This window comes from [Clostridium] citroniae WAL-17108 (genome assembly GCF_000233455.1).
GTDB classification, from domain to species: Bacteria; Bacillota; Clostridia; order Lachnospirales; family Lachnospiraceae; genus Enterocloster; species Enterocloster citroniae.
Genome location: NZ_JH376424.1, coordinates 69,561 through 93,287 on the forward strand (window position 1 = coordinate 69,561; position 23,727 = coordinate 93,287).

The 23,727-nt window shown below is 49.8% G+C and carries 27 protein-coding genes; 23 read left to right on the top strand and 4 right to left on the bottom strand.

The window, feature by feature from the left end:
- The first annotated feature begins 15 nt into the window (after positions 1 to 15).
- From HMPREF9469_RS30715 to HMPREF9469_RS32495, 5 genes are all read left to right on the top strand, one after another.
- Entirely contained in the window at positions 16 to 468 is a 453-nt protein-coding gene (locus HMPREF9469_RS30715) for a tripartite tricarboxylate transporter TctB family protein (RefSeq protein ID WP_007864311.1), read from the top strand.
- Between the two features lie 15 nt (positions 469 to 483).
- Entirely contained in the window at positions 484 to 1,992 is a 1,509-nt protein-coding gene (locus tag HMPREF9469_RS17500) for a tripartite tricarboxylate transporter permease (protein ID WP_007864313.1), read from the top strand.
- Between the two features lie 21 nt (positions 1,993 to 2,013).
- Positions 2,014 to 3,000, top strand: coding sequence for a uroporphyrinogen decarboxylase family protein (locus tag HMPREF9469_RS17505; RefSeq protein ID WP_007864315.1), 987 nt, complete (start codon positions 2,014 to 2,016; stop codon positions 2,998 to 3,000).
- Between the two features lie 35 nt (positions 3,001 to 3,035).
- Positions 3,036 to 4,082, top strand: a complete 1,047-nt coding sequence (locus tag HMPREF9469_RS30720; protein ID WP_007864318.1) for an NAD/NADP octopine/nopaline dehydrogenase family protein — start codon at positions 3,036 to 3,038, stop codon at positions 4,080 to 4,082.
- 70 nt (positions 4,083 to 4,152) lie between these two features.
- Positions 4,153 to 4,290: a hypothetical protein gene (locus tag HMPREF9469_RS32495; RefSeq protein ID WP_166436606.1), complete on the top strand. Its 138-nt coding sequence runs from the start codon at positions 4,153 to 4,155 to the stop codon at positions 4,288 to 4,290.
- A 178-nt stretch (positions 4,291 to 4,468) separates the two neighbouring features.
- Here the strand turns inward: HMPREF9469_RS32495 and rpmB are convergent, their stop codons facing one another.
- Complete coding sequence (gene rpmB, locus HMPREF9469_RS33830; protein ID WP_007864321.1) at positions 4,469 to 4,654, bottom strand: 50S ribosomal protein L28; 186 nt, start codon at positions 4,652 to 4,654, stop codon at positions 4,469 to 4,471.
- A gap of 270 nt (positions 4,655 to 4,924) precedes the next feature.
- Here rpmB and HMPREF9469_RS17520 point away from each other — a divergent pair, with 270 nt between their 5' ends.
- From HMPREF9469_RS17520 to HMPREF9469_RS17555, 8 genes are all read left to right on the top strand, one after another.
- Complete coding sequence (locus HMPREF9469_RS17520) at positions 4,925 to 5,281, top strand: Asp23/Gls24 family envelope stress response protein (RefSeq protein ID WP_007864323.1); 357 nt, start codon at positions 4,925 to 4,927, stop codon at positions 5,279 to 5,281.
- A gap of 13 nt (positions 5,282 to 5,294) precedes the next feature.
- Entirely contained in the window at positions 5,295 to 6,989 is a 1,695-nt protein-coding gene (locus HMPREF9469_RS17525; protein WP_007864324.1) for a DAK2 domain-containing protein, read from the top strand.
- Between the two features lie 43 nt (positions 6,990 to 7,032).
- The gene (locus tag HMPREF9469_RS17530; protein WP_007864325.1) at positions 7,033 to 7,641 is read left to right on the top strand and encodes a DUF4190 domain-containing protein; all 609 of its coding nucleotides are present in this window, start codon (positions 7,033 to 7,035) and stop codon (positions 7,639 to 7,641) included.
- A gap of 20 nt (positions 7,642 to 7,661) precedes the next feature.
- Complete coding sequence (locus HMPREF9469_RS17535) at positions 7,662 to 8,369, top strand: Bax inhibitor-1/YccA family protein (protein ID WP_007864326.1); 708 nt, start codon at positions 7,662 to 7,664, stop codon at positions 8,367 to 8,369.
- Between the two features lie 180 nt (positions 8,370 to 8,549).
- The gene (locus HMPREF9469_RS17540; protein WP_007864327.1) at positions 8,550 to 9,539 is read left to right on the top strand and encodes an ROK family protein; all 990 of its coding nucleotides are present in this window, start codon (positions 8,550 to 8,552) and stop codon (positions 9,537 to 9,539) included.
- A gap of 121 nt (positions 9,540 to 9,660) precedes the next feature.
- Positions 9,661 to 10,539 carry an ROK family protein gene (locus tag HMPREF9469_RS17545; protein WP_007864328.1) on the top strand — a complete coding sequence of 293 codons (879 nt, stop codon included), beginning with the start codon at positions 9,661 to 9,663 and terminating at the stop codon, positions 10,537 to 10,539.
- A 27-nt stretch (positions 10,540 to 10,566) separates the two neighbouring features.
- Positions 10,567 to 12,624 carry an ATP-dependent DNA helicase RecG gene (recG, locus tag HMPREF9469_RS17550; RefSeq protein ID WP_007864329.1) on the top strand — a complete coding sequence of 686 codons (2,058 nt, stop codon included), beginning with the start codon at positions 10,567 to 10,569 and terminating at the stop codon, positions 12,622 to 12,624.
- 35 nt (positions 12,625 to 12,659) lie between these two features.
- Positions 12,660 to 13,175, top strand: coding sequence for a nitroreductase family protein (locus HMPREF9469_RS17555; RefSeq protein WP_007864330.1), 516 nt, complete (start codon positions 12,660 to 12,662; stop codon positions 13,173 to 13,175).
- 204 nt (positions 13,176 to 13,379) lie between these two features.
- On the opposite strand, the gene HMPREF9469_RS17560 is transcribed toward HMPREF9469_RS17555, so the two are convergent.
- On the bottom strand, positions 13,380 to 13,583 hold the full coding sequence (locus tag HMPREF9469_RS17560; protein WP_007864332.1) for an alpha/beta-type small acid-soluble spore protein: 204 nt from the start codon (positions 13,581 to 13,583) through the stop codon (positions 13,380 to 13,382).
- A 360-nt stretch (positions 13,584 to 13,943) separates the two neighbouring features.
- Between HMPREF9469_RS17560 and HMPREF9469_RS17565 the strand changes: the two genes are divergently transcribed.
- The 7 genes from HMPREF9469_RS17565 to HMPREF9469_RS17595 all read left to right on the top strand — a co-directional run bounded on the left by HMPREF9469_RS17565 (position 13,944) and on the right by HMPREF9469_RS17595 (position 19,391).
- Positions 13,944 to 14,537, top strand: a complete 594-nt coding sequence (locus HMPREF9469_RS17565) for a TetR/AcrR family transcriptional regulator (protein WP_007864334.1) — start codon at positions 13,944 to 13,946, stop codon at positions 14,535 to 14,537.
- Between the two features lie 118 nt (positions 14,538 to 14,655).
- On the top strand, positions 14,656 to 15,459 hold the full coding sequence (locus tag HMPREF9469_RS17570; protein WP_007864337.1) for an SDR family NAD(P)-dependent oxidoreductase: 804 nt from the start codon (positions 14,656 to 14,658) through the stop codon (positions 15,457 to 15,459).
- 366 nt (positions 15,460 to 15,825) lie between these two features.
- Positions 15,826 to 16,821, top strand: coding sequence for a reverse transcriptase family protein (locus HMPREF9469_RS17575; protein WP_007864340.1), 996 nt, complete (start codon positions 15,826 to 15,828; stop codon positions 16,819 to 16,821).
- 56 nt (positions 16,822 to 16,877) lie between these two features.
- The gene (locus HMPREF9469_RS17580) at positions 16,878 to 17,555 is read left to right on the top strand and encodes a TIGR00266 family protein (protein ID WP_007864342.1); all 678 of its coding nucleotides are present in this window, start codon (positions 16,878 to 16,880) and stop codon (positions 17,553 to 17,555) included.
- A 114-nt stretch (positions 17,556 to 17,669) separates the two neighbouring features.
- Positions 17,670 to 18,227, top strand: coding sequence for a 16S rRNA (guanine(966)-N(2))-methyltransferase RsmD (gene rsmD / locus HMPREF9469_RS17585; RefSeq protein WP_007864344.1), 558 nt, complete (start codon positions 17,670 to 17,672; stop codon positions 18,225 to 18,227).
- On the top strand, positions 18,228 to 18,719 hold the full coding sequence (coaD, locus tag HMPREF9469_RS17590) for a pantetheine-phosphate adenylyltransferase (protein ID WP_007864346.1): 492 nt from the start codon (positions 18,228 to 18,230) through the stop codon (positions 18,717 to 18,719).
- 42 nt (positions 18,720 to 18,761) lie between these two features.
- Positions 18,762 to 19,391: a hypothetical protein gene (locus HMPREF9469_RS17595; protein WP_007864348.1), complete on the top strand. Its 630-nt coding sequence runs from the start codon at positions 18,762 to 18,764 to the stop codon at positions 19,389 to 19,391.
- A 5-nt stretch (positions 19,392 to 19,396) separates the two neighbouring features.
- On the opposite strand, the gene HMPREF9469_RS17600 is transcribed toward HMPREF9469_RS17595, so the two are convergent.
- Complete coding sequence (locus tag HMPREF9469_RS17600; protein ID WP_007864350.1) at positions 19,397 to 20,332, bottom strand: nucleoside recognition protein; 936 nt, start codon at positions 20,330 to 20,332, stop codon at positions 19,397 to 19,399.
- A 51-nt stretch (positions 20,333 to 20,383) separates the two neighbouring features.
- Between HMPREF9469_RS17600 and HMPREF9469_RS17605 the strand changes: the two genes are divergently transcribed.
- Positions 20,384 to 21,205, top strand: a complete 822-nt coding sequence (locus tag HMPREF9469_RS17605) for a M23 family metallopeptidase (protein WP_007864352.1) — start codon at positions 20,384 to 20,386, stop codon at positions 21,203 to 21,205.
- Positions 21,206 to 21,315: 110 nt separating this feature from the next.
- Here HMPREF9469_RS17605 and HMPREF9469_RS34185 read toward each other — a convergent pair whose 3' ends face one another.
- A complete protein-coding gene (locus HMPREF9469_RS34185; RefSeq protein ID WP_465244950.1) occupies positions 21,316 to 21,381 on the bottom strand; it encodes a DUF6783 domain-containing protein in 66 nt (21 codons plus the stop codon).
- Positions 21,382 to 21,513: 132 nt separating this feature from the next.
- On the opposite strand from HMPREF9469_RS34185, the gene HMPREF9469_RS17610 reads away from it, so the two are divergent.
- On the top strand, positions 21,514 to 22,899 hold the full coding sequence (locus tag HMPREF9469_RS17610; RefSeq protein WP_007864356.1) for an RsmF rRNA methyltransferase first C-terminal domain-containing protein: 1,386 nt from the start codon (positions 21,514 to 21,516) through the stop codon (positions 22,897 to 22,899).
- 47 nt (positions 22,900 to 22,946) lie between these two features.
- Positions 22,947 to 23,708, top strand: a complete 762-nt coding sequence (locus HMPREF9469_RS17615; protein ID WP_007864358.1) for a pseudouridine synthase — start codon at positions 22,947 to 22,949, stop codon at positions 23,706 to 23,708.
- Positions 23,709 to 23,727 lie beyond the last annotated feature (19 nt).

Consider the following 23,727-nt stretch of genomic DNA (forward strand, 5'->3'; position numbering starts at 1 on the left):
GGAGGAAATGTGCAAATGCAGATTTATAATTTTGTTATGGCTGCTGTTATGTATGTTATCAGCGGGATTATGTTTTGGCAGATGAAGGGGATCGATGCGCCGGATTCACGTATTCTGCCCACGGTCGTGGCTGTTATACTGATCGTGCTGTCCACTGTGCTGGTGGTTGAGCAGCTCATAAAAATGAAAAAGAACCAGGCAGAAAACTACGATTTTAAAAATACATCCAGGGGTATGGCGGTGGTACTGATCCTTTTGGTATTCGCCATATGTGCGGAGTTATTCGGCTTTTTTGTATGTACGCCTTTCTTTATATTCTTCACCATGCTGTTTTTGGGACAGCGGAACAAAGCAGTGTTGATCCTGGTCCCTGTCATTGCCACAGCGGTTGTTGTGGTGGTGTTCCGGCTCATCTTTCAGGTTCCTTTGCCGGAAGGCACGGTTTTTAACATATTTAATTTATTCTGATAAGGGGGTGCGGATATGATAATCGAATATATTCAGGCGCTTTTAGTACCGGATGTTATATTGTGGATGCTTATCGGCTCTGTTGTAGGGGTGATCCTGGGCGCACTGCCGGGACTGGGGCCTGAGACTGGAATTGCCTTATTCCTTCCACTCACATTTTCACTTGAACCTGTTACAGCCCTTGCATGCCTGGGCGCTATCTATATTTCAGGTGTATTTGGAGGTAATATCACAGCAATTCTGTTAAATACACCGGGGACACCAGATTCTTTATTTCTGACATGGGACGGATATCCCATGACAAAGAGGGGAAAGGGGGAAAGGGCCCTGGCTGTCTCTACGATCGGAGCATTTGTAGGCGGGATCGTGGGCTCCCTGGCTCTTTTGTTCCTGGCATCAGTGGTGGCAAAGGCAGCGGTTGCCATGGGTCCTCTGGAAATGTTTCTGGTTACCCTGATCGGCATCTGTGTGATCGTAAGCCTTACACAGAAGTCCATGCTGAAAGGATTTATGAGTGCCGCCCTGGGATTTGCAGTATCATTCATAGGAACAGACAATTTTACCTCAGAGCAGCGTTTTACCTTTGGCCGTCTGGAACTGTTTGACGGAGTGCCTCTTTTGCCCGTGATACTAGGCATGTTCGCTATTTCACAGATGATCATGCTGGTGGTTTCGGGAAGAGATAAGATCACGGAGATCCAGCCCTCTAAAGAGCGGTCAAAGGAGGAGGCAAAAGAGGACAGGATCACATTTAAAGATATAAGAAAGCTTATGGGACCCATGCTCCGTTCTTCTGTCATAGGAACCTTGATCGGAATCGTGCCGGGAGCGGGAGGAACCACAGCTTCGGGATTGTGCTACGAAATTGAGAAAAAGATATCCAGGCATCCGGAAGAATTTGGGGATGGAAGCGAAGTGGGGATAGCGGCCATTTCATCTTCCATCAGCGCTGTGGTAGGGGGATCACTGATCCCGCTTATCACCCTTGCCATACCTGGATGTTCCACGGCGGCCTTGTTTCTCGGTGCATTGCTGACACAGGGGTTGGCTCCGGGTGAACGGCTTTTTACCACCAACGCAGGGATTGTATATCCATTTATGATCAGTATTGTACTGTCCCAGTTCCTGCTTTTGTTTTTCGGACTGTATGGCAGCCGGTATTTTGCAAAACTGACAACTGTCAAAAATTCCATATTGATTCCGGTCATACTTGTGTTTACGTTGGTTGGTGCCTATACCACCCGTAACATGACGTTTGATGTGATCCTTATGCTGGTTTTCGCAGTGATTGCATATTGTTGGGAAAAAATGGATATTCCTGCCTCGCCCTTTGTTCTGGCCTTTGTGCTGGGACCCAGCGCGGAAAGCCGTTTCAGGCGTGCCCTGCTTTTGCTGGAAAGCGACATGATATCCACGCTGTTTAAACCATTACCCCTGCTTCTGCTGACCGTTAACCTGCTTTTGGTGTTATGGCCCCTGTACAGCAAGTGGCAGGAGTACAGGAAACATAAAATGAGAGTATAAAAGTAAAGGAGATTTATTATCATGCAGTTAATGACAAAAAGGGAAAGAGTTATGGCAGCGATCAGGGGTGAGGAGGTGGATAAGGTGCCCTTCAGCCTTTGGTATCATCTGCCTCATCTGGATCAGGACCCGATTGCTCTGGCGGAGGAACAGATTCATCTGGCAAAGCTGTATGATCTGGATTTTATTAAGATGATGCCTTTTGGAAATTATGTGGCGCAGGATTATGGGTTAAGCGTGGACTTTTTTTGTACCAGGACTCAGCCAGCCTTTGAGCGCAAATTCGGGATAGAATCGCCTGACGAATGGCTTCAGATCGAACCGTTGAGCGCTACGTACGGTACATATGGGAAGCAGCTGCAGCTGTCCCTTCAGATGAAGAAACGGCTGAAAGAAGATATACCATATGTACAAACCATATTCAGCCCTTTGACTGTTGCGAAAAAGCTGGCGGGAAGCCGTGTGTTTGAAGATATGCGCAATTATCCTGACTATCTCCACAAGGCGTTGGCTGCCATCACGGAGACAACCATTAATTTTGTAAAGGCAAATATTGATGCAGGGGTTTCCGGTTTCTTTTTTGCAACTCAGTGCGCCACCAGGGATTACCTGACCCTGGAGGAGCACAGTGAGTTTGGAGAGGCATATGACCGCCGTGTGATCGAGGCTTATGCGGACATTACTCCTTTTAACATTCTCCATATCCACGGTCCCAATACATATTTTAAGCAGCTGGCAGAATACCCGGTGAATTGTATCAACTGGCATGACCGCTGGGTGGAGCCTGATATGAAGACTGCCAGGACGATGTCGGATAAATGCTTTTTGGGCGGAATCAATGAAAAGTGGCTGGAACATGCAGAGTATGATGAGGTGGGGGAACACCTTAGGCAGGCGGTGGAGACAGCCGGGCGAAGGAGCCTTATGCTGACGCCGGGCTGCTGCATTGAACTGGATACCTCGGAAAAGAACCTGCTGGCAGCCTCTGTGGCAGCTCACGGTCTGTAAATACAACAAGTCAGGAAAAGGAGGATAAAATAATAATGCAGAGGATCGAAACCGTTACCATTATCGGACTGGGAAGAACCGCCAGGGCTGCTGCTGCCTATCTTATGGACAAAGGAGTACATGTAACCATGTGGGGGCGCAGCAGGGACCGTGTAAATGAAATCCAGGAGCATGGGATGGAAATCACAGGCTGCTGCATGGGACACTACTGCCCGGAAACAACAGATGACCTGGCGCAGGGGCTGGAGCATGCACAGCTGGTCCTTGTTATGACCCTGGCGTCAGGGCACCGTGACGTGGCCCGGCAGATGAAGGGATGCCTGCGGCCGGGACAGGACATATTGATATTTAACGGGAACTGGGGAGCCTACGAATTCTATCAGGAACTGGGAAATGTATGGAAATCCCATCAGATCACCATTGGGGAAACGGGCAGCATGCTTTTTCTGGCAGACTATGCTGAGGGGGCATGCCATGTTAAAAGCATCAAGAAAGAGATCGGTGCTGCCGCGGTCCCTGCATCTGAGACCTCTGCAATGTGCGGCAGGCTTAAGCAGCTGTTTCCCCAGCTTGTGCCGGAAGAAAATGTGATCAGCACGTCCATCAATTCTTCCAATCCGGTTATGCACGTTCCCGTCACCCTGTTTAATATCACAAGGATGGAAAATGGGGAGGACTATTCCTTTTACGGTGACGCTGCCACCAAAAAGGTTCTGGGGGTAGTGGAAAAGGCGGACAGGGAACGCTGTGATGTGGCCCGGGCAGCAGGAGTGAACCCCAAAAGCTGCCTGGAGATCATTAACAGCTTTTGGCCGAACAAGTACGATACACTGTTTGAGGCAATCAAGAATAACCAGGCATACGTATCAGGCAAAGGACCAAGGACCATAAAACACAGATACCTGGAAGAGGATATTCCTTTTGGGATTGCGCCCATTGCCCGTCTGGGGCGGATGTTTGGGGTGGCAACCCCATGTATTGATGTGCTGCTGGATGCTTTTGGGGTTTTGCTGGATGTGGATGCTGCCAAAGATGCGCCCTGCTTCTCGGCAGGAATTTTGCAGGAACTGTCAAAGGATTGATGGTAATGAATCCTGAAATTCTGCATATGATGAAGTATAGCTTGTTGCAGAATGGGGGATATGATTAGATATGAAAAGAATATGCGGACTTATGCTGTTCTGCTTCGGACTGGGGATGGCAGTTCTGCTCTTTATTCCGGAGACAATCTTTACCTTCCTGTTCGTTATCGGCTGTCTTGTATTGGGATATAATCTTTTTTGCTGTTGATAGAGCGAATCGAAGAGGAATAAAAAGAAGAACATGGAGCCATCAGGCTGCTGGAGGACAGCGGCCCGGTGGCTCTTTAGGATGTTTTGATTGAAATAAAATAAAACAAAAAAGAAGACATTGCCAAAGCTGTCATAAGCTTCGCAATGTCTTCATCCGTGACTTGAATTCTGTTTCATTAAGCTCTTTCTACAAGGCCGGAACGTAAGCAGGAAGTACATACGTACATTCTCTGGGTCCCACCGTTTACCTTGACTTTAACAGACTTAACGTTCGCTTTCCACATCTTGTTGGATCTTCTATGGGAATGGCTCACTTTGTTACCGAAATGAGCTGCCTTTTCACAGATTACACACTTAGCCATACTATTGCACCTCCTTAGCACGTTACTTGGATTCTTATGTTTTAGAAAAATCCACAACAAATGTATGATACCAGAATCTGATAAAATTTGCAAGTGAAAAAACAAAAATTTATTTCTTTTTTTCAGAAAATAGTGTATACTGTCTCTAGTAAAGGAATCTTCGCAATACAAATGCCTAAAAAACCGGCTGAGTATGGCGGGGTACTTTCGCATATAAACGTCCAAAGAACAGACGCTTATATGCTCAATGTAAAGATTGGAGGCATGTGTATGAAGGGAAGAATCAGCAATAAGATGGGTGAAATACAGATCAACCCGGACGTGATTGCTTTATATGCAGGAACCATCGCGGTAGAGTGTTTTGGCATTGTCGGTATGGCGGCAGTCAGCATGAAAGACGGGCTGGTCAAACTGTTGAAAAGAGAGAGCCTGACTCATGGTATAAATGTGGTTATTAATGATAACAGGATATCCTTTGATTTTCATGTAATCGTATCCTATGGGGTCAGCATATCCGCAGTATCTGACAACTTAATCGAAAGCGTGAAATATAGAGTAGAAGAATTCACCGGCATGGAGGTTGAGAAGATCAACATCTTTGTGGAAGGTGTGAGAGTGATTGATTAGGAGGAAGTAACTTGTGGGTATAAGTACGATTGATGCCGGAATGCTAAAGAACGCGTTCCTGGCAGGAGCAAAGGGCCTGGAGGCTAAGAAAGACTGGATCAATGAACTGAATGTATTCCCTGTCCCTGACGGGGATACGGGAACTAATATGACACTTACGATCATGGCGGCAGCCAGGGAAGTGGCGGAGCTTGATAATCCCACCATGGACCAGCTTGCAAAGGCTATTTCATCCGGATCACTGAGGGGGGCAAGAGGTAACTCAGGCGTTATCCTGTCTCAGCTCCTTAGAGGATTTACAAAGGAGATCAAATCAGTCACGGAGATAGATACCACCACCCTGGCCAATGCTATGGTGAGAGGCACGGAGACAGCGTATAAGGCTGTTATGAAGCCAAAAGAGGGTACGATCCTGACGGTTGCCAAAGGCATGTCGGATAAGGCCCTGGAGATGGCTTCCCAGACAGATGATATAGAAGAATTTGCAAGGGTGATCATCGAACACGGTGACTACGTACTGAGCCAGACTCCGGAGATGCTCCCTGTACTAAAGCAGGCGGGCGTGGTGGATTCCGGCGGCCAGGGCCTGATGCAGGTGGTAAAGGGTGCAGTGGACGGCCTTTTGGGAAAGACGGTGGACCTGTCGCTGAATACGGAACCGGAACAGAGAGAAGAACCCCCCCGGGCAGCAGCGTCCAGATCAGACATTGATACTGCTGATATCAAGTTTGGGTACTGCACGGAATTTATCATTAACCTGGAAAAGGAATACTCGGATCAGGATGAGACTGAACTGAAAGCATACCTGGAATCCATCGGGGATTCCCTGGTGGTGGTGTCGGATGACGAGATCGTAAAGGTTCATGTGCACACCAACCATCCGGGCCTTGCTTTTGAGAAGGCATTGACCTTTGGTTCCCTGTCCCGCATGAAGGTTGATAATATGAGGGAGGAGCACCAGGAACGGGTCATCAAGGATTCTGAGAGGATGGCCAGGGAGCAGGCTGCGCAGAATCTGGCAGACACACAGGCGGAGCCGGAAGAACGCAAAGAGTACGGTTTTATCGCAGTGTCCAGCGGTGACGGGCTCAGCGAGATCTTTAAGGGAATCGGGGCCGACTACCTGATTGAGGGCGGCCAGACCATGAATCCCAGCACCGAGGATATGCTCAATGCCATTGACAAGGTGAATGCTGAGAATATTTTTATCCTTCCAAATAATAAGAACATTATTATGGCGGCCCAGCAGGCCAGGGATCTGACAGAAGATAAGAACATCATTGTCATCCCTTCCAGGACCGTGCCACAGGGGATCACCGCACTGGTGAACTTTATGCCGGACCTGTCGGCAGAGGAAAACCTGAACAATATGACTGAGGAAATGCTCAATGTAAAAACAGCCCAGATCACCTATGCGGTGCGTACCACTAAGATAGACGGCATGGACATAGAAGAAGGGGACATCATGGCCATTGGGGACCAGGGTATGCTGGCGGCAGGAAAGTCGGTTGAGAGCGTTGCAATGGATGCGCTGGACGCCATGCTGGATCAGGATTCCGAACTGGTTACCGTGTATTACGGATGTGATGTGCCTCAAAACGCGGCAGAAAGCCTGATACACCGGGCGGCACAGCTGTATCCTGATAAGGAGATCGAACTCCAGTACGGAGGTCAGCCTATCTATTATTATATGATTTCTGCCGAGTAGGCAGGGGTCTGCAGACAAAAGAGATTGAGGGAGAACATAAGACATGGCGCGATGGGTTCGGGATGAGAGATTGGATCAGCCTCAGGAATTTGTCCAATTTCTGATGGAAGATTATTTGAATAAGAATGGTTTTAAAAAGAAGACCCATAAAGGTGAAGAAGTGTGGCAGGAGGGGGATGGATTCCTGCTCTCGGCCCGCTTTATACGATATGAGTATTCCGGCGGCAGCCTGCACCTGGAGGCATGGATCGGAAAGCACAGGGAGAACCCGCTTAAGGGCTTTATGGGAGCCCTGCCCAAAAAGATGTTCAGGGAAAGCCTGGAAGAACTCATAAGCCTTCTCCACCAGCCCCTTCCTCAGGGACAGGAGCAGCCGGGGGACCATGTGGTCACCGTAACGGTGGTGGACCACGGAAAATATGCAGTGCCATCCATGGTCCTGTCCATACTGGGAATCGTGATGGGACTCTTGGTGCCTATTCTGGGGATTCTGTTTGGCGGCCTGGGCATTTCCTTTGGCCAGAAAGCCAGGAATTCTTCCAAGAATAACATTGCCAGGGCAGCTGTGATACTTGGCACTATTGCCATGGTAATAGCCCTTGTGGTCTATATCATTGGTTTGGTAATGGTATTATTCGCTTATGCAATTTAAAAATAAAGGAGAGATGACGTATGAATGAAGAAATGATGAACCGGTCTTATGAAGTACAGGTAGAAGGAGAATCCCTGGGACATTACACTGCTAAAACCTTTGGCTGGATGTTTGCGGGCCTTCTGATCACGTTTGTGGTAGCCGTGGGGGGATATATGACAAGGGCCATCGCTTATGTGTATGCGATCCCTTACTGGCATTATATCCTGCTGGCTGCAGAGCTGGGCGTAGTGATATTCCTTTCAGCCAGGATCGAGAAGATGTCCGTTGGCATGGCCAGAGCCCTGTTCTTCCTGTATGCGGCTCTTAACGGAATCGTATTCTGTGCGTACCTAATCGTATTTGACCTGACCATTCTGTGGACCGTGTTTGGTATCACATCTGTATTTTTCGGGATCATGGCATTGATCGGCTGGTTTGGCAATATCAACTTTGCAAAGATCCGTCCGTTTATGATGGGCGGTCTGATCTTCCTGGTGTTCTTCTGGCTGCTGGCCATGTTTATTGACCTCAGCGCCTTTGAGACAACGGTATCCATGATCGGGATTTTCCTGTTCCTGATCTTTACGGCATATGACACCAAGAAGATCCAGGCATACCATGCATATTACGGCCAGGTGCCGGAGATGGCTGCCAAAGCATCCATTTTCGCAGCGCTTCAGCTGTATCTGGATTTCATCAACCTGTTTATCTATCTGCTGCGCGTGTTGGGACGCAGAAAGAGCTGATGGTTCTTTGAAACGGACTCGGATCAGGAGATTCAGACAGGCGGTAAGAAAAGATCATACATGACATCACCGCGATGTAGGCAGCTGCTGTGTCCTTTAGAGGATACGGCAGCTGTCTTTTACTTGACGGAAATTGGTTTGCGGCCGTATGGATAAAAGACCATACTGATGGGAGATAACATGGAAAGCGATAACATGGAGAGAGACAACTATATACTGGGAATGGATATAGGCGGAACTAAATCAGCAGTCCTTCTGGCAAGGACTGGCAGAAAGAAAACGGATGGAATTGAGTTTTTGGAGCGGTGCGCGGTTCCCACAAAGGGAAGCTGGCAAGAGGTACTGGGTATCCTTGCCCTGCGTGGAGGGGAGATGGTGAAACGCCACGGCATCCTGCCGGACGATTGTGTGATCGGTATTTCCTGCGGCGGTCCGTTGGACAGCGGCAGTGGAGTGATACTTTCTCCGCCAAATCTTCCGGGCTGGGATGAGGTTCCCATCACGGAATACATGGAACAAAAACTGGGAATGCCGGCAAGGCTTAAGAATGATGCGGATGCGTGCGCACTGGCCGAGTGGAGATACGGGGCGGGACAGGGCTGCCGCCATATGATATTCCTGACCTTTGGAACAGGGCTGGGGGCTGGGCTGATCCTAAACGGCAGGCTGTACCAGGGGGCCTGCGGCATGGCTGGGGAAGCAGGGCATATCCGGCTGGATCAGGATGGACCGGTGGGGTATGGGAAAGCGGGAAGCTTTGAAGGGTTTTGCAGCGGCGGAGGAATCGCGCAGCTGGCGAGACGAATGGCTGCTGAAGCCCTTAAAGAGGGGAAAAACGTGTCTTATTCAGGGAAAAAGGGGCTGGATTTCATTACGGCAAAGGATGTGGCAGAGGCGGCGGAGTGCGGCATGGAGGATGCCCTTCAGGTCTATGGATGTTCAGGAAGATACTTTGGCCGCGGCCTTGCAGTCCTCATTGATATCCTTAACCCGGAGCGGATTGTGGTGGGGAGCATATTTGCCAGGTCAGGGAAGCTGATGAGAGAGGAGATGGAAAAGGAACTTAGAAAGGAAGCCTTACCTGAGTCCCTTGCCGCCTGTACCATTGTGCCCGCTGCGCTGGGGGATCGGATCGGGGATTATGGGGCAGTGGTGGCAGCATTGGAATGATAGTTCCAGCCAAGGGTGACACACAGCTGCCGGAAAGCAATTTTCAAACACACTCTAGTCAAAATCAGGAAAAGATTGTATAATGCAAGAATCGAGTATTGTTTATGAAAGGGGAGCACATATGTTAATTGGAGCATTGGAAGCAGGCGGAACAAAGATGGTGTGTGCCATTGGAACGGAAGACGGGACCATACTGGAGCAGATTTCCATTCCCACCACCACACCTGAGGAGACGATTCCAAAACTAATTGAATATTTTAAGGATAAAGAGATCGCAGCATTGGGCGTGGGCGCATTTGGACCAGTGGATGTGAATACAAAATCGGAAACCTTTGGTTATATTCTGGACACGCCCAAGCTGGCATGGCGCCATAAGGACCTGATCGGCGGCCTGAGGGATGCGCTGAAGGTACCGGTGGGGCTGGATACGGATGTGAATGGATCCTGCCTGGGAGAAGTGACCTATGGATGCGCCAAAGGGCTGGACAGCGTGATCTATATTACCATAGGAACCGGTGTTGGTGTGGGCGCCTGGGTAAACGGAGGCCTTCTCCACGGTATGCTGCACCCCGAGGGCGGACATGTTTTTCTGGTACGCCATCCTGAGGATCCGGAGGGAGGCATCTGCCCGTATCACAAGAACTGTCTGGAGGGCTTTGCAAGCGGTCCCTCCATTGAAAAAAGATGGGGCAAAAAGGCAGTGGACCTGGTGGACAATAAGGAGGCCTGGGAGCTGGAGAGTTACTATATTGCCCAGTCTCTGGTGGACTACATCCTTTTACTTTCACCCCAGAAGATCATATTGGGCGGAGGTGTCATGCATCAGATGCAGCTGTTCCCCATGATCCGGGAAAAGGTGCTGGAGCAGCTGAACGGTTATATTAACACAAAGGAACTGCAGGACATGGAGAATTATATTGTTCCGGCCAGCCTGAATGATGACCAGGGTATTATGGGATGCATCAAGCTGGGGCTGAATGCCCTGGAGGCTTCACGCTAAGGTTACTTCAGGAGGTTTATGGATTAAATGTTAAACTCACAGCCGATCCACTCATTAAAGGGGATTGGCGAAAAGACAGGAAAATTATTTGAAAAGCTGGGCATTTTCACCATTGATGATCTGCTTACCTACTACCCAAGGGCTTATGACGCCTATGAAGCGCCGGTCCCCATTGGCCAGCTGAAGGAACAGACCGTAATGGCGGTGGAATCGGTATTGGTCAAAAGCGCGGACCTGCTGCGCCTGAACCATATGCAGATCGTGTCGGTGCAGCTCAGGGACCTGACCGGCTCCCTGCAGGTGACCTGGTTTAATATGCCCTATATGCGGGCTAACCTGAAGTCCGGGGAAACATATGTATTCCGGGGCAGGGTGGTAAAGAAGCGGGGACGCCTGGTCATGGAACAGCCCGAGGTGTTTTCGCCTGAGGCATATGAGGCAGTGGTCCACTCCATGCAGCCGGTATACGGGCAGACCAGGGGACTGAGCAATAAAACCATTGTCAGGGCCGAGCAGCAGGCCCTTGAAGTAAGGAAGATGGAGCGGGAGTATATGCCTGCCGGGCTCAGAAGAAAATATGAGCTTGCGGAAATTAATTATGCCCTGGAGCATATCCATTTTCCTGCGGACCAGACAGAACTTTTATTTGCCAGGAAGCGCCTGGTGTTTGATGAATTCTTTATGTTCCTGGTGGGAGTCAGAAGACTGAAGGAACACAGGGAGGACAAGCGTTCCGCCTATACCATGGAGCGGGCAAGGGAGGTAAGTGGCCTGAAGGCCAAACTTCCCTACGCTCTGACCGGCGCTCAGGAGCGCGCCCTGGAGGAAGTGTATAGGGATATGGAGAGCGGCCTTGTCATGAACCGCCTGATTCAGGGGGATGTTGGTTCCGGTAAGACCATTATCGCCATTCTGGCCCTTTTGCAGGCTGCATATAATGGATACCAGGGCGCCCTTATGGTACCCACGGAAGTGCTGGCCAGGCAGCATCTGGAATCCATGACCGCGCTGTTTGAGGAACAGGGCATTTCTAAGGTTCCCGTGTTGGTAACAGGATCCATGACAGCAAAGGAAAAACGTCTGGCCTATGAAAAGATAGCAAACCATGAGGCGGATATTATCATCGGAACCCATGCGCTGATACAGGAAAAGGTGATCTATGACAATCTGGCCCTTGTGATCACGGATGAGCAGCACAGGTTTGGAGTGGGACAGCGGGAAATGCTAAGCGGCAAAGGAAATGAACCCCATGTGCTGGTTATGAGCGCCACACCGATCCCCAGAACCCTGGCTATTATCATCTACGGTGATCTGGACATATCTGTGATTGATGAACTTCCGGCCGGCCGCCAATCCATTAAAAACTGTGTGGTGGACGCAGGATACCGCCCCAAGGCATATTCCTTTATCCAGAAACAGGTGGAGGAGGGCCATCAGGCTTATGTGATCTGTCCCATGGTGGAGGCCAGCGAGATGATCGAGGCGGAGAATGTGCTGGACTATGCGAAGACTCTGAGAAAAGAACTGCCTCCTTCCATTGTGGTGGAGCATCTTCACGGCAAGATGAAGGCAAAGGAAAAAAATGCGGTCATGGAACGGTTTGCGGCAGGAGAGATCCATGTGCTGGTCTCCACCACCGTCATTGAGGTGGGGGTAAATGTTCCCAATGCAACGGTTATGATGATTGAAAATGCGGAACGCTTTGGTCTTGCCCAGCTTCATCAGCTGAGAGGCCGGGTGGGGCGCGGCAAGGCACAGTCCTACTGTATCATGGTGAACTGCTCCCATGATGAAAGCACCGGGGAGCGTCTGGATATATTGAACCGATCCAATGATGGGTTTTATATCGCATCGGAAGATTTAAAGCTTCGTGGACCGGGCGATATATTCGGCATGAGGCAGAGCGGTGATATGGAATTTAAGCTGGCGGATATTTTTACAGATGCCAATATACTGAAAAGGGTTTCGGAGGAAGTGAATGACCTGCTGGATGCAGATCCGCTCCTGGAACTGGATGAGCACAGGGAATTGAAACGGAAAATAGAGGATTACCTGGGCGCCAATTATGAAAAACTGAACCTTTAATATATATGCAAACGCTGTGAAAGGAGAGTTACAAAATGAATGAGACAATGAATACCATACTTACCAGGAGAAGCACAAGGAAATTCTTAAACAAACCCATTCCGGATGAAGACCTGCAGCAGGTGATCCAGGCAGCCCTGCATGCGCCCAGCGGCATGGGAAAGCAGACCTGGCAGTTCACGGTGGTCAAAAACAGGGAAAAGATCCAGGAACTGGCTTCAGTGATCAGGACAGTCCTTAACCGGGAAGGTTATGATATGTACCAGCCGGAAGTTCTTGTGATTCCGTCCAATGACAGGGAGAGCCCGTTTGGAAGGGAAGATAATGCGTGTGCGATGGAAAATATTTTCCTGGCAGCCCATTCCATGGGAATCGGTTCTGTATGGATCAACCAGCTGCAGGGAATCTGTGATGACCCCGCTGTACGCCAGGTGCTTTCATCCCTTGGCATTCCCCAGGGCCATGTGGTTTATGGAATGGCAGCTCTTGGATATGCGGATGATGAGAAGGCGGAGAAAGAGCGGATTGGCAGGGTTGTAATCGTAGAATAAAAGATTTTAGAAAATACAAAGTACAAGGTCCGAAAAGACCTCGCCAAGCCTGGCATGATTCGCACGTAAGCGGCCGGACTGAGGCCGCTTACGTGCTCGTATCAATGAAAATCCCCAGACCATGTGAAAACATAGCCTGGGGATCTTCTGCTGTTGTCAGCAATGAAGAGAACTTATTTCACAAACCCTTCAGTATCGGAGGATTTATTTACCTGCCAGCTGACGCTCGTAAGACTCGATCATCTTCTTAACCATATAGCCGCCTACGGAACCATTCTGTGCAGAAGTCAGGTTGCCGTTGTATCCGTTGGTTAACGGTACGCCGATTTCGTTAGCAACCTCCATCTTGAATTTGTCCATTGCTTCCTTTGCTTCTGGTACGTTTGTTCTGTTAGAATTGTTAGACATAATAAAACGCCTCCTTGTAATTTATTTGCCATGACTTTGTTTGAGTTGTTCATGGCTTGTTTTGTGCTACAATCCTATTATGTGATGATTCAGAAATAATACACTAGAAGGTTTTTCGTAATTTGTTAAAAAATGGGAGTCAATTAAAATTAAATATGAAGTCCTTCTTATTATGGTTGAAGGCTCATGTAAATATAAGACAGGTTCGGAAAGCAGCGCGGTAAATGTGCGTGGAAAGGAATGCAGAGTACAAAACGAGTGAACAATGTTCATTGACAAGCGGTGGACAAAGTGTTATCCTTAGGGAGAAATGACAGGCGGAAATCCACAGCTATCTATATAGAAGAGAGGGAGTTTACAATGGAGAGAAAAACAGCCAGGGTATCGAAGGAACCGGAGGTGAGAAGGCAGGAGATATTGGATACGGCCATGAAGGTTTTTATGGAAAAAGGGTATGAGGCAGCTACCATGAGAGATATTGCGGCGGCTATGAATGTGGTGCCGGGATTGTGCTACCGGTATTTTGAGTCCAAACAAGTTTTATATGACACGGTGGTCGAGCAGTATGTAAAAGAGATCACTCTGCCCATGATCCGTGCGCTGGAAGAGGACCAAGGCAAAACGGAAGAATCCCTGGAGCAGTTCCTGGACAGCTTGGAGCAGTTATTCCTCGGCATGGACGGCAGGGAACGGTATCATCATTTTTTTCATAAAAAGGAAAACCGCCACCTTCAGATGCTGCTGTCCGTCCGGCTGTGCGAGGCCATATGCCCATATCTGGAAAACAGGCTTGGGAGAATGAGGGACAAAGGAATGGTGAAAGTGGAGAATCTATCCCTGACCGCGTCCTATCTGCTGTTCGGTGCAGCACCGGTTATTGAAAACGATGGGTTTTCATCCCGGGAAAAAGTGGCTTGTATTAGGCGGATATATGAAAAAGTCCTGAACCCATAAGAGAGAGTCTTGTGGAGTCATAGTTTTTATTGTCACAGACCCCGCCAAGGCGGGATTTCTTTCAAATAATGAATGAACAAAGTTCATTCATTAACGATCCATACAAGGAGGTACTATTATGGAACAATATGCACTGATCACAGGAGCGACCAGCGGCCTGGGGCTGGCCTATGCAAAATGGTTTGCAGGGGAAGGGTATCACTTAATAATCACGGGAAGAAGGAAGGAGGTCATTGAAAGGAGAGCAGATGAAATAAGAAATACATATGGATGCAAGGTGATCGTCATACTGGCGGATCTGGCAGAGGAGACAGGGGTCAGTGAGCTGTTAAATCAATTGGAGGGAAAGGCGATTGATGTACTGGTGAATAATGCGGGATTTGGCCTGTGCACGGAATTTGCCGACACGGATGCGGCGGATATTAAACGGCTGATCTATTTGCAGACCACTGCGGTTGCCAGGATCACCCATCATGTCCTGGGGGGGATGAAAAGAGAAGGGAGGGGGAGGATCATTAATGTTTCATCGGACGGGGCATTTGCAGTGGTGCCTAAAAATGTGGTCTATGCGGCCACAAAACGCTTTATCGTCACATTGACTGAAGGGCTTCACATGGAACTGGCTGGATATGGTATCCATGTCCAGGCAGTGTGTCCGGGTTTTATTGACTCGGATTTCCATGAGAGCGCGGGTATGAAGGTGGATAAGAGCAGAAAGGGGATGTTTGCTTTTCGCAGGCCGGAAGACGTGGTGAGGGAAGCCATGGAAAGCTTTGCAAAAGGAAAAGTCGTCTGTATACCTGACAGGACGGGGAAATTCATAAAGGCATTGGCGGACTTACTTCCTAAAAAAACATACTACCGGATGGCAGGCGGATTTGCGGCCAGGAGCCTGCAAAAGGGAGGAAAGAGTCTGCAATAGGAACAATAGTAGGCGGTGTGTGGGGCCTGGCACGGAGTTTGGGCGTGTTATCTTGCAACCGGGAAACATGTGTGGTAGAATAAACAATCATAAAGCAGCAGTGGATCATAGTGTTTCCGGTACCACAGCGGGACCGGCCGGGCAGCGAGTCGCTGTCATGGACATGTCATAGCAGGGCCACAAGACCGCAATCTGCTCCGAGGTACAACCGCACATTTCATGTGCACACGCCTGGGGCTTGTACATCTGCGCATCTTACGGTATCCTTTTTCGTATGATCCCTGCTGTTTTATGCTGCATAAAATGAACTGCCACAGATGATACCGGCGATCAATATAATTGCCGCGGATGATACGAGGTTTCAATATGTATGATACAGATTTATGGAAACACTGTACCCCCAGGCACTGCCGGGAAATGATCCTGTCTTTTTCTCTGCTGGAGGGGGAGGAGTGGACCGATGAACGGATCATCTCCTGTCTGTACGCTGTCAGCAATCACACAGAACAGCATTACACCTGTCTTAAGATTCCCAAAAAGGGAGGCGGGGTGCGGCGGGTCATGGCGCCGGACCCTTTGTTGAAAACCATTCAAAGGAATATCCTTCACCATATCCTGGAAGGCTATGAGATCCCCTGCTGTGCAACCGCTTACCACAAGGGCGCCTCCATTCGAGGGAATGCAATGGTCCATTTGGGTCATGAGGTGGTGTTAAAGCTGGATATCAAAGACTTTTTTGGAAGTATTACATTTCCCATGGTGGGGCAAAGGGCATTTGGAAGACAGTATTTCCCCGAGCCCGTGGGGGTTCTTTTGACTTCCCTTTGCTGTTATAACGACCGGCTTCCCCAGGGTTCGCCGGCTTCGGCGGCTGTCTCAAACCTTGTGATGAGACCCTTTGACAGATACATGGCTGCCTGGTGCGGGCAGCGGGAAGTCATATACAGCCGTTACTGTGATGACATGACATTTTCAGGGGATTTTGATGTATCCGAGGTTATGAACAAGGCAAACGGTTTTTTGGGCGCCATGGGGTTTGAATTGAACCGGTCCAAGACAAAGGTCCTTACCAGGCAGGAGCGGCAGACAGTGACCGGGATCGTGGTCAATGAAAAGCTCCAGGTTCCCTCCTCCTACCGCAGGGAACTCAGGCGGGACGTCCATTATTGCCTGAAATATGGGGTACAGGAACATTTAAAGCGCAGGAATGAAAGAACATACCTGGACATGGGAAAGGACGGGGAGACCAGATATCTGATGTCCCTGTCAGGCAAGATCCGTTTTGTACTGTCCGTCAATCCCCAGGACAGATGGTTCAGGGAAGCCGATGACAGAGTGAAACGATTATTAAGATATATGTAAAGAAATCCTCAATCACTTGTGCTATACTGAAATACGATCACAAAGGAGGATGAGAGATGGACTACAGGATTTTGGGAGAGACATTGCCTGCAGTGGAGGTAAGGCTGCAGACAGGGGAAGCAATGTATACACAATCCGGAGGCATGGCATGGATGAGCGATGGACTGGCATTGGATTCCAACATAAAAGGCGGACTGATGAAAGGAATTGGAAGGATGTTTACAGGGGAATCCCTGTTTATGGCAACCTACACAGCCAGCAGGCCGGACTGCTTCATTGCATTTGCATCCACGGTGCCGGGAAAAATACTGCCTGTTGACATGGGAAAAACCAGCCTGATCTGCCAGAAGGGGGCATTTCTCTGCGCACAGCCCACAGTGGAGGTGAGCACGGTGCTTACCAAAAAGCTTTCAGCCGGATTTTTTGGCGGGGAGGGTTTTATCCTTCAGCAGCTTAAGGGCAGCGGCATGGCGTTTTTGGAAGTGGACGGGGATGTGATCGAGCGGACACTGGCGCCGGGCGAGGTGATCAAGGTGGACACAGGTAATGTGTTTGCTTTTGAACCAACGGTATCCTACGAGATAGAGACCATCAAGGGAGTCAAGAATATCCTGTTCGGGGGAGAGGGACTGTTCCTTACCAAGCTTACAGGCCCGGGAAAGATTTACATGCAGACCATGAATATTGCTGAATTTACCGGCAGGATCGCCAAGGGACTTCCCAGCTCTAATTAAGGAAAAAATGTTAAAAAATGCCTAAAACCCCTTGTGTATCTCTGATTTTCATATTATACTTGTTTGGTATGAAATTTGCTGTGACTGGAAAGCAGCAGTTAATGGGAGTTATGAATGAGAGTGATCGCAGGCAGCGCCAGAAGGCTGCTTTTAAAAACAGTGGAGGGAATGGATACAAGACCTACCACTGATAGAACGAAAGAAACATTGTTCAACATGCTGCAGCCCCAGATAGGGGACTGTAAGTTCCTGGACCTCTTTTCCGGCAGCGGCGCCATAGGGATAGAGGCTTTAAGCCGTGGAGCAGCCATGGCGGTGATGATTGAGAATAATCCAAAGGCCATAGAGTGTATCAGGGAGAACCTTGAGAGAACCAAGCTGGAAGACAGGGCATTGGTCATGAATTGTGACGTGCTGGCAGGCCTTAAGAAGCTGGAAGGGCGAAATTACAAATTTGACATGGTGTTTATGGATCCGCCCTACGGCCATGGACATGAACGTCTGGTGCTGGAATACCTGGCCCATTCCGCCATGGTTACGGAGGATACGGTTTTTATAATAGAAGCATCCAGGGAAACGGAGTTTGACTGGCTTAAGGATTATGGCTACCATATGATAAAAAGCAAAGAGTACAAAACCAACAAGCATGTGTTTGCAGGCAGGGGAGAGTAGATGAAGACAGCGGTATATCCGGGCAGCTTTGACCCGGTCACATTGGGACATTATGATATCATTGAACGCACGGCAAAAATGTTTGACAAGTTGATCATCGGGGTATTGAACAATAAGGCAAAATCCCCGTTGTTTTCTGACACGGAACGTGTTAATATGTTAAAGGAAGTGACTGCGTCCCTGCCGAATGTGGAGATACAGTCTTTTGAAGGATTATTGATTGATTTTGTACGCCAGAGCGGCGCAGGCATTGTGGTAAGGGGACTGCGCGCCATTACGGATTTTGAATATGAACTTCAGATGGCACAGACCAACCGGGTGATAGCGCCTGAGATTGATACTATATTTTTGACCACGAACTTAAAGTATTCCTATTTGAGTTCCAGTATTGTAAAAGAGATTGCAGAATATGACGGAGAGATCAGTGAATTCCTCCATCCGGTCATTGCTGACAGGGTAAGGGAGAAGCTGGAGGAAAGACGCCGGGCATAGCCGGGCGGATATTGCCTTTATCAGGATAAGGAGAAGAGTAATATGATGAGTAGAATTGAGCAGTTGATCAGCGAGATTGAAGAATATATTGACAGTTGTAAATTCCAGGCATTATCCAACAGCAAGATCATTGTGAATAAGGAAGAGCTGGAGGAACTGCTGGTAGAACTGCGTCTTAGGATCCCGGATGAGATCAAAAAGTACCAGAAGATCATCAGCCAGCAGGATACCATTTTGGGCGAAGCCCAGGCCCAGGCGGACGCCATGCTGGAGGATGCCAAGAAGCAGGCGGATTCCATGGTGGCCCAGGCCAGCGAACAGACATCGGAGATGATCAATGAGCACGAGATCATGCAGCGGGCATATGCCCATGCGGATGAAGTGGTGCAGCAGGCTAATTACCAGGCTCAGGCCATTGTGGATGCGGCGGTGAATGACGCCAACGGCATCCGTCAGAGCTCCATCCAATACACGGACGACATGCTGCGCAGTCTTCAGACCATCATCAACCATAGTATGGAGGGTGCAAAGGGGCGTTTTGATGCGTTCATGGCGTCCATGCAGTCCAGTTATGATATCGTATCCTCCAACCGCAATGAACTTTCAGGCGGGATCGTCCGTCAGGAAGAACAGGAGATCCAGCAGCCGGAGCAGGAACAGAACCAGATGTAGCCGGATCAGCGCATGACCAGTACATAGAACAGAATACAGGATAATCCGCTGTGCATCAGTTTCCACAGCATATAGTGCCGGATGGAAAGTCCGGCATTTTTTAATACGCTCTTTGTCTGGAAAATACCGGAGCAGCCTCCAAAGGCGGCGGAGCCGATGATGAGCAGAGCGCCGGTCATGCCGGGGACGGACTGGGCAATGGCCTGTATGCCGGTGGTGATCTCCACGGCTCCCAAAAGGGCGGGCCGGACCAGCGGCGGTGTCTGAAAGGGAAATACGGTCAGGTAAAGGGCAAGGATGGAGAAAAGCATGATATAACCGCCTATCTTTGTCATGGTCTCAAAGCAGCCCATCATGTGTTCGTCAAAGGAAAAGGGATACTCCCCGGAATCCTTCTTATCCGATACAGGGTAATCTTTCCTCTTGTAATGATAGCAGTTTCTGGCTAATATGGATATGGGGATGACCGGCAGATACAGGGCCGCTGCCACTGCCCAAAGGGGACAGCCCTGAGAGATACCCGGAATCACCCGGATCTGTGCGATCACATATCCCAGCACAAACATGGGGCTGGGATGATTGCTGATCGCCAGAAGATATTTTCCTTCCTCCGGTGTGATACGGCCGCTGTCCAGGAAGTCGCTGGTGGTCTTGGCCCCCATGGGATAGCCGCATAAGAGGCCGCTCATGAGCACATAGCTCCCCTGCCCGGACAGCTTCAGTATGCCGGACAGGATGGGCCTGAACGGGCCTGTCAGTATATGGATGGCATCCATGGCAACAATGACGCCGGAGCATATCATAAAAGGAAGCAGAGTGGGAAGGATCACGTTTCCCCAAAGCATGATACCCTGCCTGGCACCTTCCAGTGCAAGTCCGGGATTAAACAGCAGCATGAGCAGGCACAGAACGGACAGTATGCCCTTTATGGATTTTTTCATAAGCACCTGAATACAATGATTTATACAATATATTGTAAAGGGTGGCGGGCTATGCCTTTGATTCTTATTTTGATCCTGGCCGTGTTCCAGTGTTCCATTACCAATTATCTGATTATGAATCCGGATTACTACCAGTTGGGGCCCTATACCTGGGAAAGCGATGATTTCAGGTCCATGAAGCTGGGAAATGTAATGGCTGGTCAGAAAACCATTGATTACGATACCCTTACCACGCTCATGATCGAACACGACTATGACCTGACCAGGGTGGAGGACACATCCTGCAGTAACCGTCTCCTTCTGGCCGCAAGGCCAGCGGATTACAGGAAAATGAAACATGCATATGAAACCGTATTGGGAGATCTGAAGTATTTTCCGATTCCCAAAGCTTTAAATAAACAGACGCCGGACGTGGTTTTTGAGGATGGCTGGATGCAGGGGCGCAGCTACGGGACAGATGGGGAGAGCCGGAACCAGAGACATCACGAGGGTTGTGATATCATGGGTTCCAAGATGCCAAGAGGATATTATCCGGTGGTGAGTATGAGCGATGGGGTGGTGGAGCGGATCGGATGGCTGGAAATGGGCGGATGGCGCATTGGAATAAGATGTCCGGGAGGGGCGTATCTGTACTACGCCCATCTCTATGATTACGCAAGGGATTTTCAGGAGGGGGACCAGGTCAAAGCAGGTGAACTGTTAGGTTATATGGGAGACACGGGATACGGAAAGACGGAAGGGACCACCGGGAATTTTGACGTCCATCTGCATCTGGGGATCTATATAAAGACGGACCACAATGAAGAAATGAGTGTGAATCCATTTTGGATCTTAAAATACCTGGAAAAGCGCAGACTGATTTTTACATACTAGAGCGTGTTTGAAAATTCATTCCCGCCATCTGCCCTAAGGAATCCCCCAGGCTCTGCCCGGTACCCCTTAGGACAAAGCACGCCCCATTTCGCGGGTTATTTGGGCCAAATTCAGTTAGCGTAGCCCACTACGCCGCCTTCATTTGGCCCGAATCCCCCACAAACTGTGACGCGCAGATGTCAGAAAGCAATTTTCAAACACACTCTAGGCTCATTGGGCAGGTTCCGCAGGGATACGGTGGCGCAAACAGGGGAACTGTGGTACAATGTCACACAAAGACGGAAGAAGCAATGGATGAGGAAGGGAAGATGACAGATATAAGCAAGCTCCCGGAGAGGTTCCTGGCAGAAATGAAGGAACTCTTGGGAGATGAATACAATGATTACGTGAAAAGCTTTGAGGAGAACTGGAAACCCGGACTTAGGGCCAATACCCTGAAGATCAGCCCGGAGGAACTGAAGGCCATGGTGCCCTGGCCAATGGAACCCGTGCCCTGGACAGGCAAAGGGTTTTACTATGGCCAGGAGGATGAGACAAAGGAAAGCGTCAGGCCTTCCAAGCATCCGGCCTATTACTGCGGGCTTTATTATCTCCAGGAGCCAAGTGCCATGACCCCGGCAGCCATGCTTCCTGTGGAGCCGGGAGACAGGGTGCTGGATCTGTGTGCGGCGCCGGGCGGTAAAAGCACGGAGCTGGGGGCCAGGCTTATGGGCCAGGGACTTCTGGTGTCCAATGATATCAGTTATTCCAGGGCCAGGGCCCTTCTTAAGAACCTGGAACTGGCCGGAATCCCTAATATTTGTGTGACCAGCGAGAGCCCGGAAAAACTGGCCCTGGTATGGAGGGGATTTTTTGATAAGATTCTGGTGGATGCCCCCTGCTCCGGGGAGGGAATGTTCCGCAGGGAGGAAGACATGGTAAAGGACTGGACCGTCCATGGCCCATCCTACTATGCACCGCTGCAGCGTCAGATCGCCTGTCAGGCGGTGGATATGTTAAAGCCTGGAGGAATGCTTCTCTACTCCACCTGCACTTTTTCCAGAACCGAGGATGAGGAGAACATTGAGTATATCCTGGACCAATATCCGCAGATGGAACTGTGCGCCCTGGATCTGTCCCGGGTTCCGGGAGCTGTCAATGGAATAGGGCTGGATGGGTGTATGAGGCTGTTTCCCCACCGCGTAAAGGGAGAGGGACATTTTCTGGCATTGCTGCGAAAGAAGGACGGGGAAACGGCTTCACCCCGCCGGACAAGGGAAATCCCCGGCATGTTAAAGCATCAGGAGGAACTGATGGATTTTCTGGAATCCATTTCCGTAACCTTTGACCACAGCCGGATCAGGATACATCAGGACAGTGTTTACTACCTTCCCAAAGGGCTGGAGTGGAACCTGCCTCTTAGGTTTTTGCGCACCGGCCTGCTGCTGGGGGAAGTGAAAAAAGGGAGATTTGAGCCTTCACAGGCCCTGGCCATGGCTCTCAGGGCGGGCCAGTTTAAAACCACAATCCGCCTGGAACCGGAAGATGACAGGGTACTGCGCTATCTGAAAGGGGAGACCCTTACCCTGACCCGGGAGGAAGGGCCGCTAAAGGGATGGTGCCTTGTCTCCATGGGGGATCATCCCATGGGCTGGGCCAAAGGCACGGGTATGAGCCTGAAGAATAAATATTATCCCGGCTGGCGCTGGCAGTAAGGATTTTGGAGCGCTGCAAGGCGGAAGCAGGAGGAATGGTGAAATAGATGGCAGATAAAAACAGACAGAAATCCGGTGTGATGCGCCTGGACAAGTTTCTGGGAGAGATGGGCCATGGTACCCGCAGCCAGATCAAGGACATGGCAAAAAGGGGGCGTATCCAGGTAAACGGACAGGTGGCAAAGGCCACGGACTTAAAGATATGCCCGGACGCGGATCAGGTGACAGTGGACGGAGCATTGGTGGGATATGCAAAAATGGAATATTATATGTTAAATAAACCCCAGGGGGTGGTGTCCGCCAGGACGGACAACCATTACGAGACAGTGGTTGGGCTGATCGGGGATGCTTTGAGGCAGGATCTTTTTCCAGTGGGACGATTGGATGTGGATACGGAGGGGCTTCTCCTGATCACCAATGACGGAGAGATGGCCCATAATCTGCTCTCCCCCAAAAAGCATGTGGACAAGGTCTATATGGCCCGCTTATCGGGAACCCTTCCAAAGGACGCGGCTAAACGCCTGGAGGAGGGGATTTTGTTGGAAGATGGGACCAGGACCTTGCCCGCGAAGTTTGAATACGCGGGGGAAGACAAGGGCCAGGAGGTCCTTCTCACAATCCGGGAGGGAAAATTCCATCAGGTAAAGCGGATGTTTGAAGCTCTGGGATGTCAGGTGGTTTATTTGAAACGCCTATCCATGGGGCCCTTGAGCCTGGATCCGGATCTGGAGCCGGGGGAGTACCGGCCGCTGAGCGAGGAAGAGATACGGAGCCTTAAGGATTGCAGGAACCAGAAAAAGTCTGATTAGTTAAAGAGGAAATGGAAAA

Coding starts and splice junctions, on each gene's coding strand:
- HMPREF9469_RS32495 (WP_166436606.1), top strand. CDS start 4,153: ATGAAAAGAATATGCGGACTTATGCTGTTCTGCTTCGGACTGGGGATG.
- rpmB (WP_007864321.1), bottom strand. CDS start 4,654: ATGGCTAAGTGTGTAATCTGTGAAAAGGCAGCTCATTTCGGTAACAAA.
- HMPREF9469_RS17615 (WP_007864358.1), top strand. CDS start 22,947: ATGGCAGATAAAAACAGACAGAAATCCGGTGTGATGCGCCTGGACAAG.
- HMPREF9469_RS30715 (WP_007864311.1), top strand. CDS start 16: ATGCAGATTTATAATTTTGTTATGGCTGCTGTTATGTATGTTATCAGC.
- HMPREF9469_RS17540 (WP_007864327.1), top strand. CDS start 8,550: ATGGAAAGCGATAACATGGAGAGAGACAACTATATACTGGGAATGGAT.
- HMPREF9469_RS17505 (WP_007864315.1), top strand. CDS start 2,014: ATGCAGTTAATGACAAAAAGGGAAAGAGTTATGGCAGCGATCAGGGGT.
- rsmD (WP_007864344.1), top strand. CDS start 17,670: ATGAGAGTGATCGCAGGCAGCGCCAGAAGGCTGCTTTTAAAAACAGTG.
- HMPREF9469_RS17520 (WP_007864323.1), top strand. CDS start 4,925: ATGAAGGGAAGAATCAGCAATAAGATGGGTGAAATACAGATCAACCCG.
- HMPREF9469_RS17570 (WP_007864337.1), top strand. CDS start 14,656: ATGGAACAATATGCACTGATCACAGGAGCGACCAGCGGCCTGGGGCTG.
- HMPREF9469_RS17575 (WP_007864340.1), top strand. CDS start 15,826: ATGTATGATACAGATTTATGGAAACACTGTACCCCCAGGCACTGCCGG.
- coaD (WP_007864346.1), top strand. CDS start 18,228: ATGAAGACAGCGGTATATCCGGGCAGCTTTGACCCGGTCACATTGGGA.
- HMPREF9469_RS17610 (WP_007864356.1), top strand. CDS start 21,514: ATGACAGATATAAGCAAGCTCCCGGAGAGGTTCCTGGCAGAAATGAAG.
- HMPREF9469_RS17595 (WP_007864348.1), top strand. CDS start 18,762: ATGATGAGTAGAATTGAGCAGTTGATCAGCGAGATTGAAGAATATATT.
- HMPREF9469_RS17545 (WP_007864328.1), top strand. CDS start 9,661: ATGTTAATTGGAGCATTGGAAGCAGGCGGAACAAAGATGGTGTGTGCC.
- HMPREF9469_RS30720 (WP_007864318.1), top strand. CDS start 3,036: ATGCAGAGGATCGAAACCGTTACCATTATCGGACTGGGAAGAACCGCC.
- HMPREF9469_RS17605 (WP_007864352.1), top strand. CDS start 20,384: ATGCCTTTGATTCTTATTTTGATCCTGGCCGTGTTCCAGTGTTCCATT.
- HMPREF9469_RS17555 (WP_007864330.1), top strand. CDS start 12,660: ATGAATGAGACAATGAATACCATACTTACCAGGAGAAGCACAAGGAAA.
- HMPREF9469_RS17500 (WP_007864313.1), top strand. CDS start 484: ATGATAATCGAATATATTCAGGCGCTTTTAGTACCGGATGTTATATTG.
- HMPREF9469_RS17560 (WP_007864332.1), bottom strand. CDS start 13,583: ATGTCTAACAATTCTAACAGAACAAACGTACCAGAAGCAAAGGAAGCA.
- HMPREF9469_RS17535 (WP_007864326.1), top strand. CDS start 7,662: ATGAATGAAGAAATGATGAACCGGTCTTATGAAGTACAGGTAGAAGGA.
- HMPREF9469_RS17530 (WP_007864325.1), top strand. CDS start 7,033: ATGGCGCGATGGGTTCGGGATGAGAGATTGGATCAGCCTCAGGAATTT.
- HMPREF9469_RS17600 (WP_007864350.1), bottom strand. CDS start 20,332: ATGAAAAAATCCATAAAGGGCATACTGTCCGTTCTGTGCCTGCTCATG.
- recG (WP_007864329.1), top strand. CDS start 10,567: ATGTTAAACTCACAGCCGATCCACTCATTAAAGGGGATTGGCGAAAAG.
- HMPREF9469_RS17565 (WP_007864334.1), top strand. CDS start 13,944: ATGGAGAGAAAAACAGCCAGGGTATCGAAGGAACCGGAGGTGAGAAGG.
- HMPREF9469_RS17580 (WP_007864342.1), top strand. CDS start 16,878: ATGGACTACAGGATTTTGGGAGAGACATTGCCTGCAGTGGAGGTAAGG.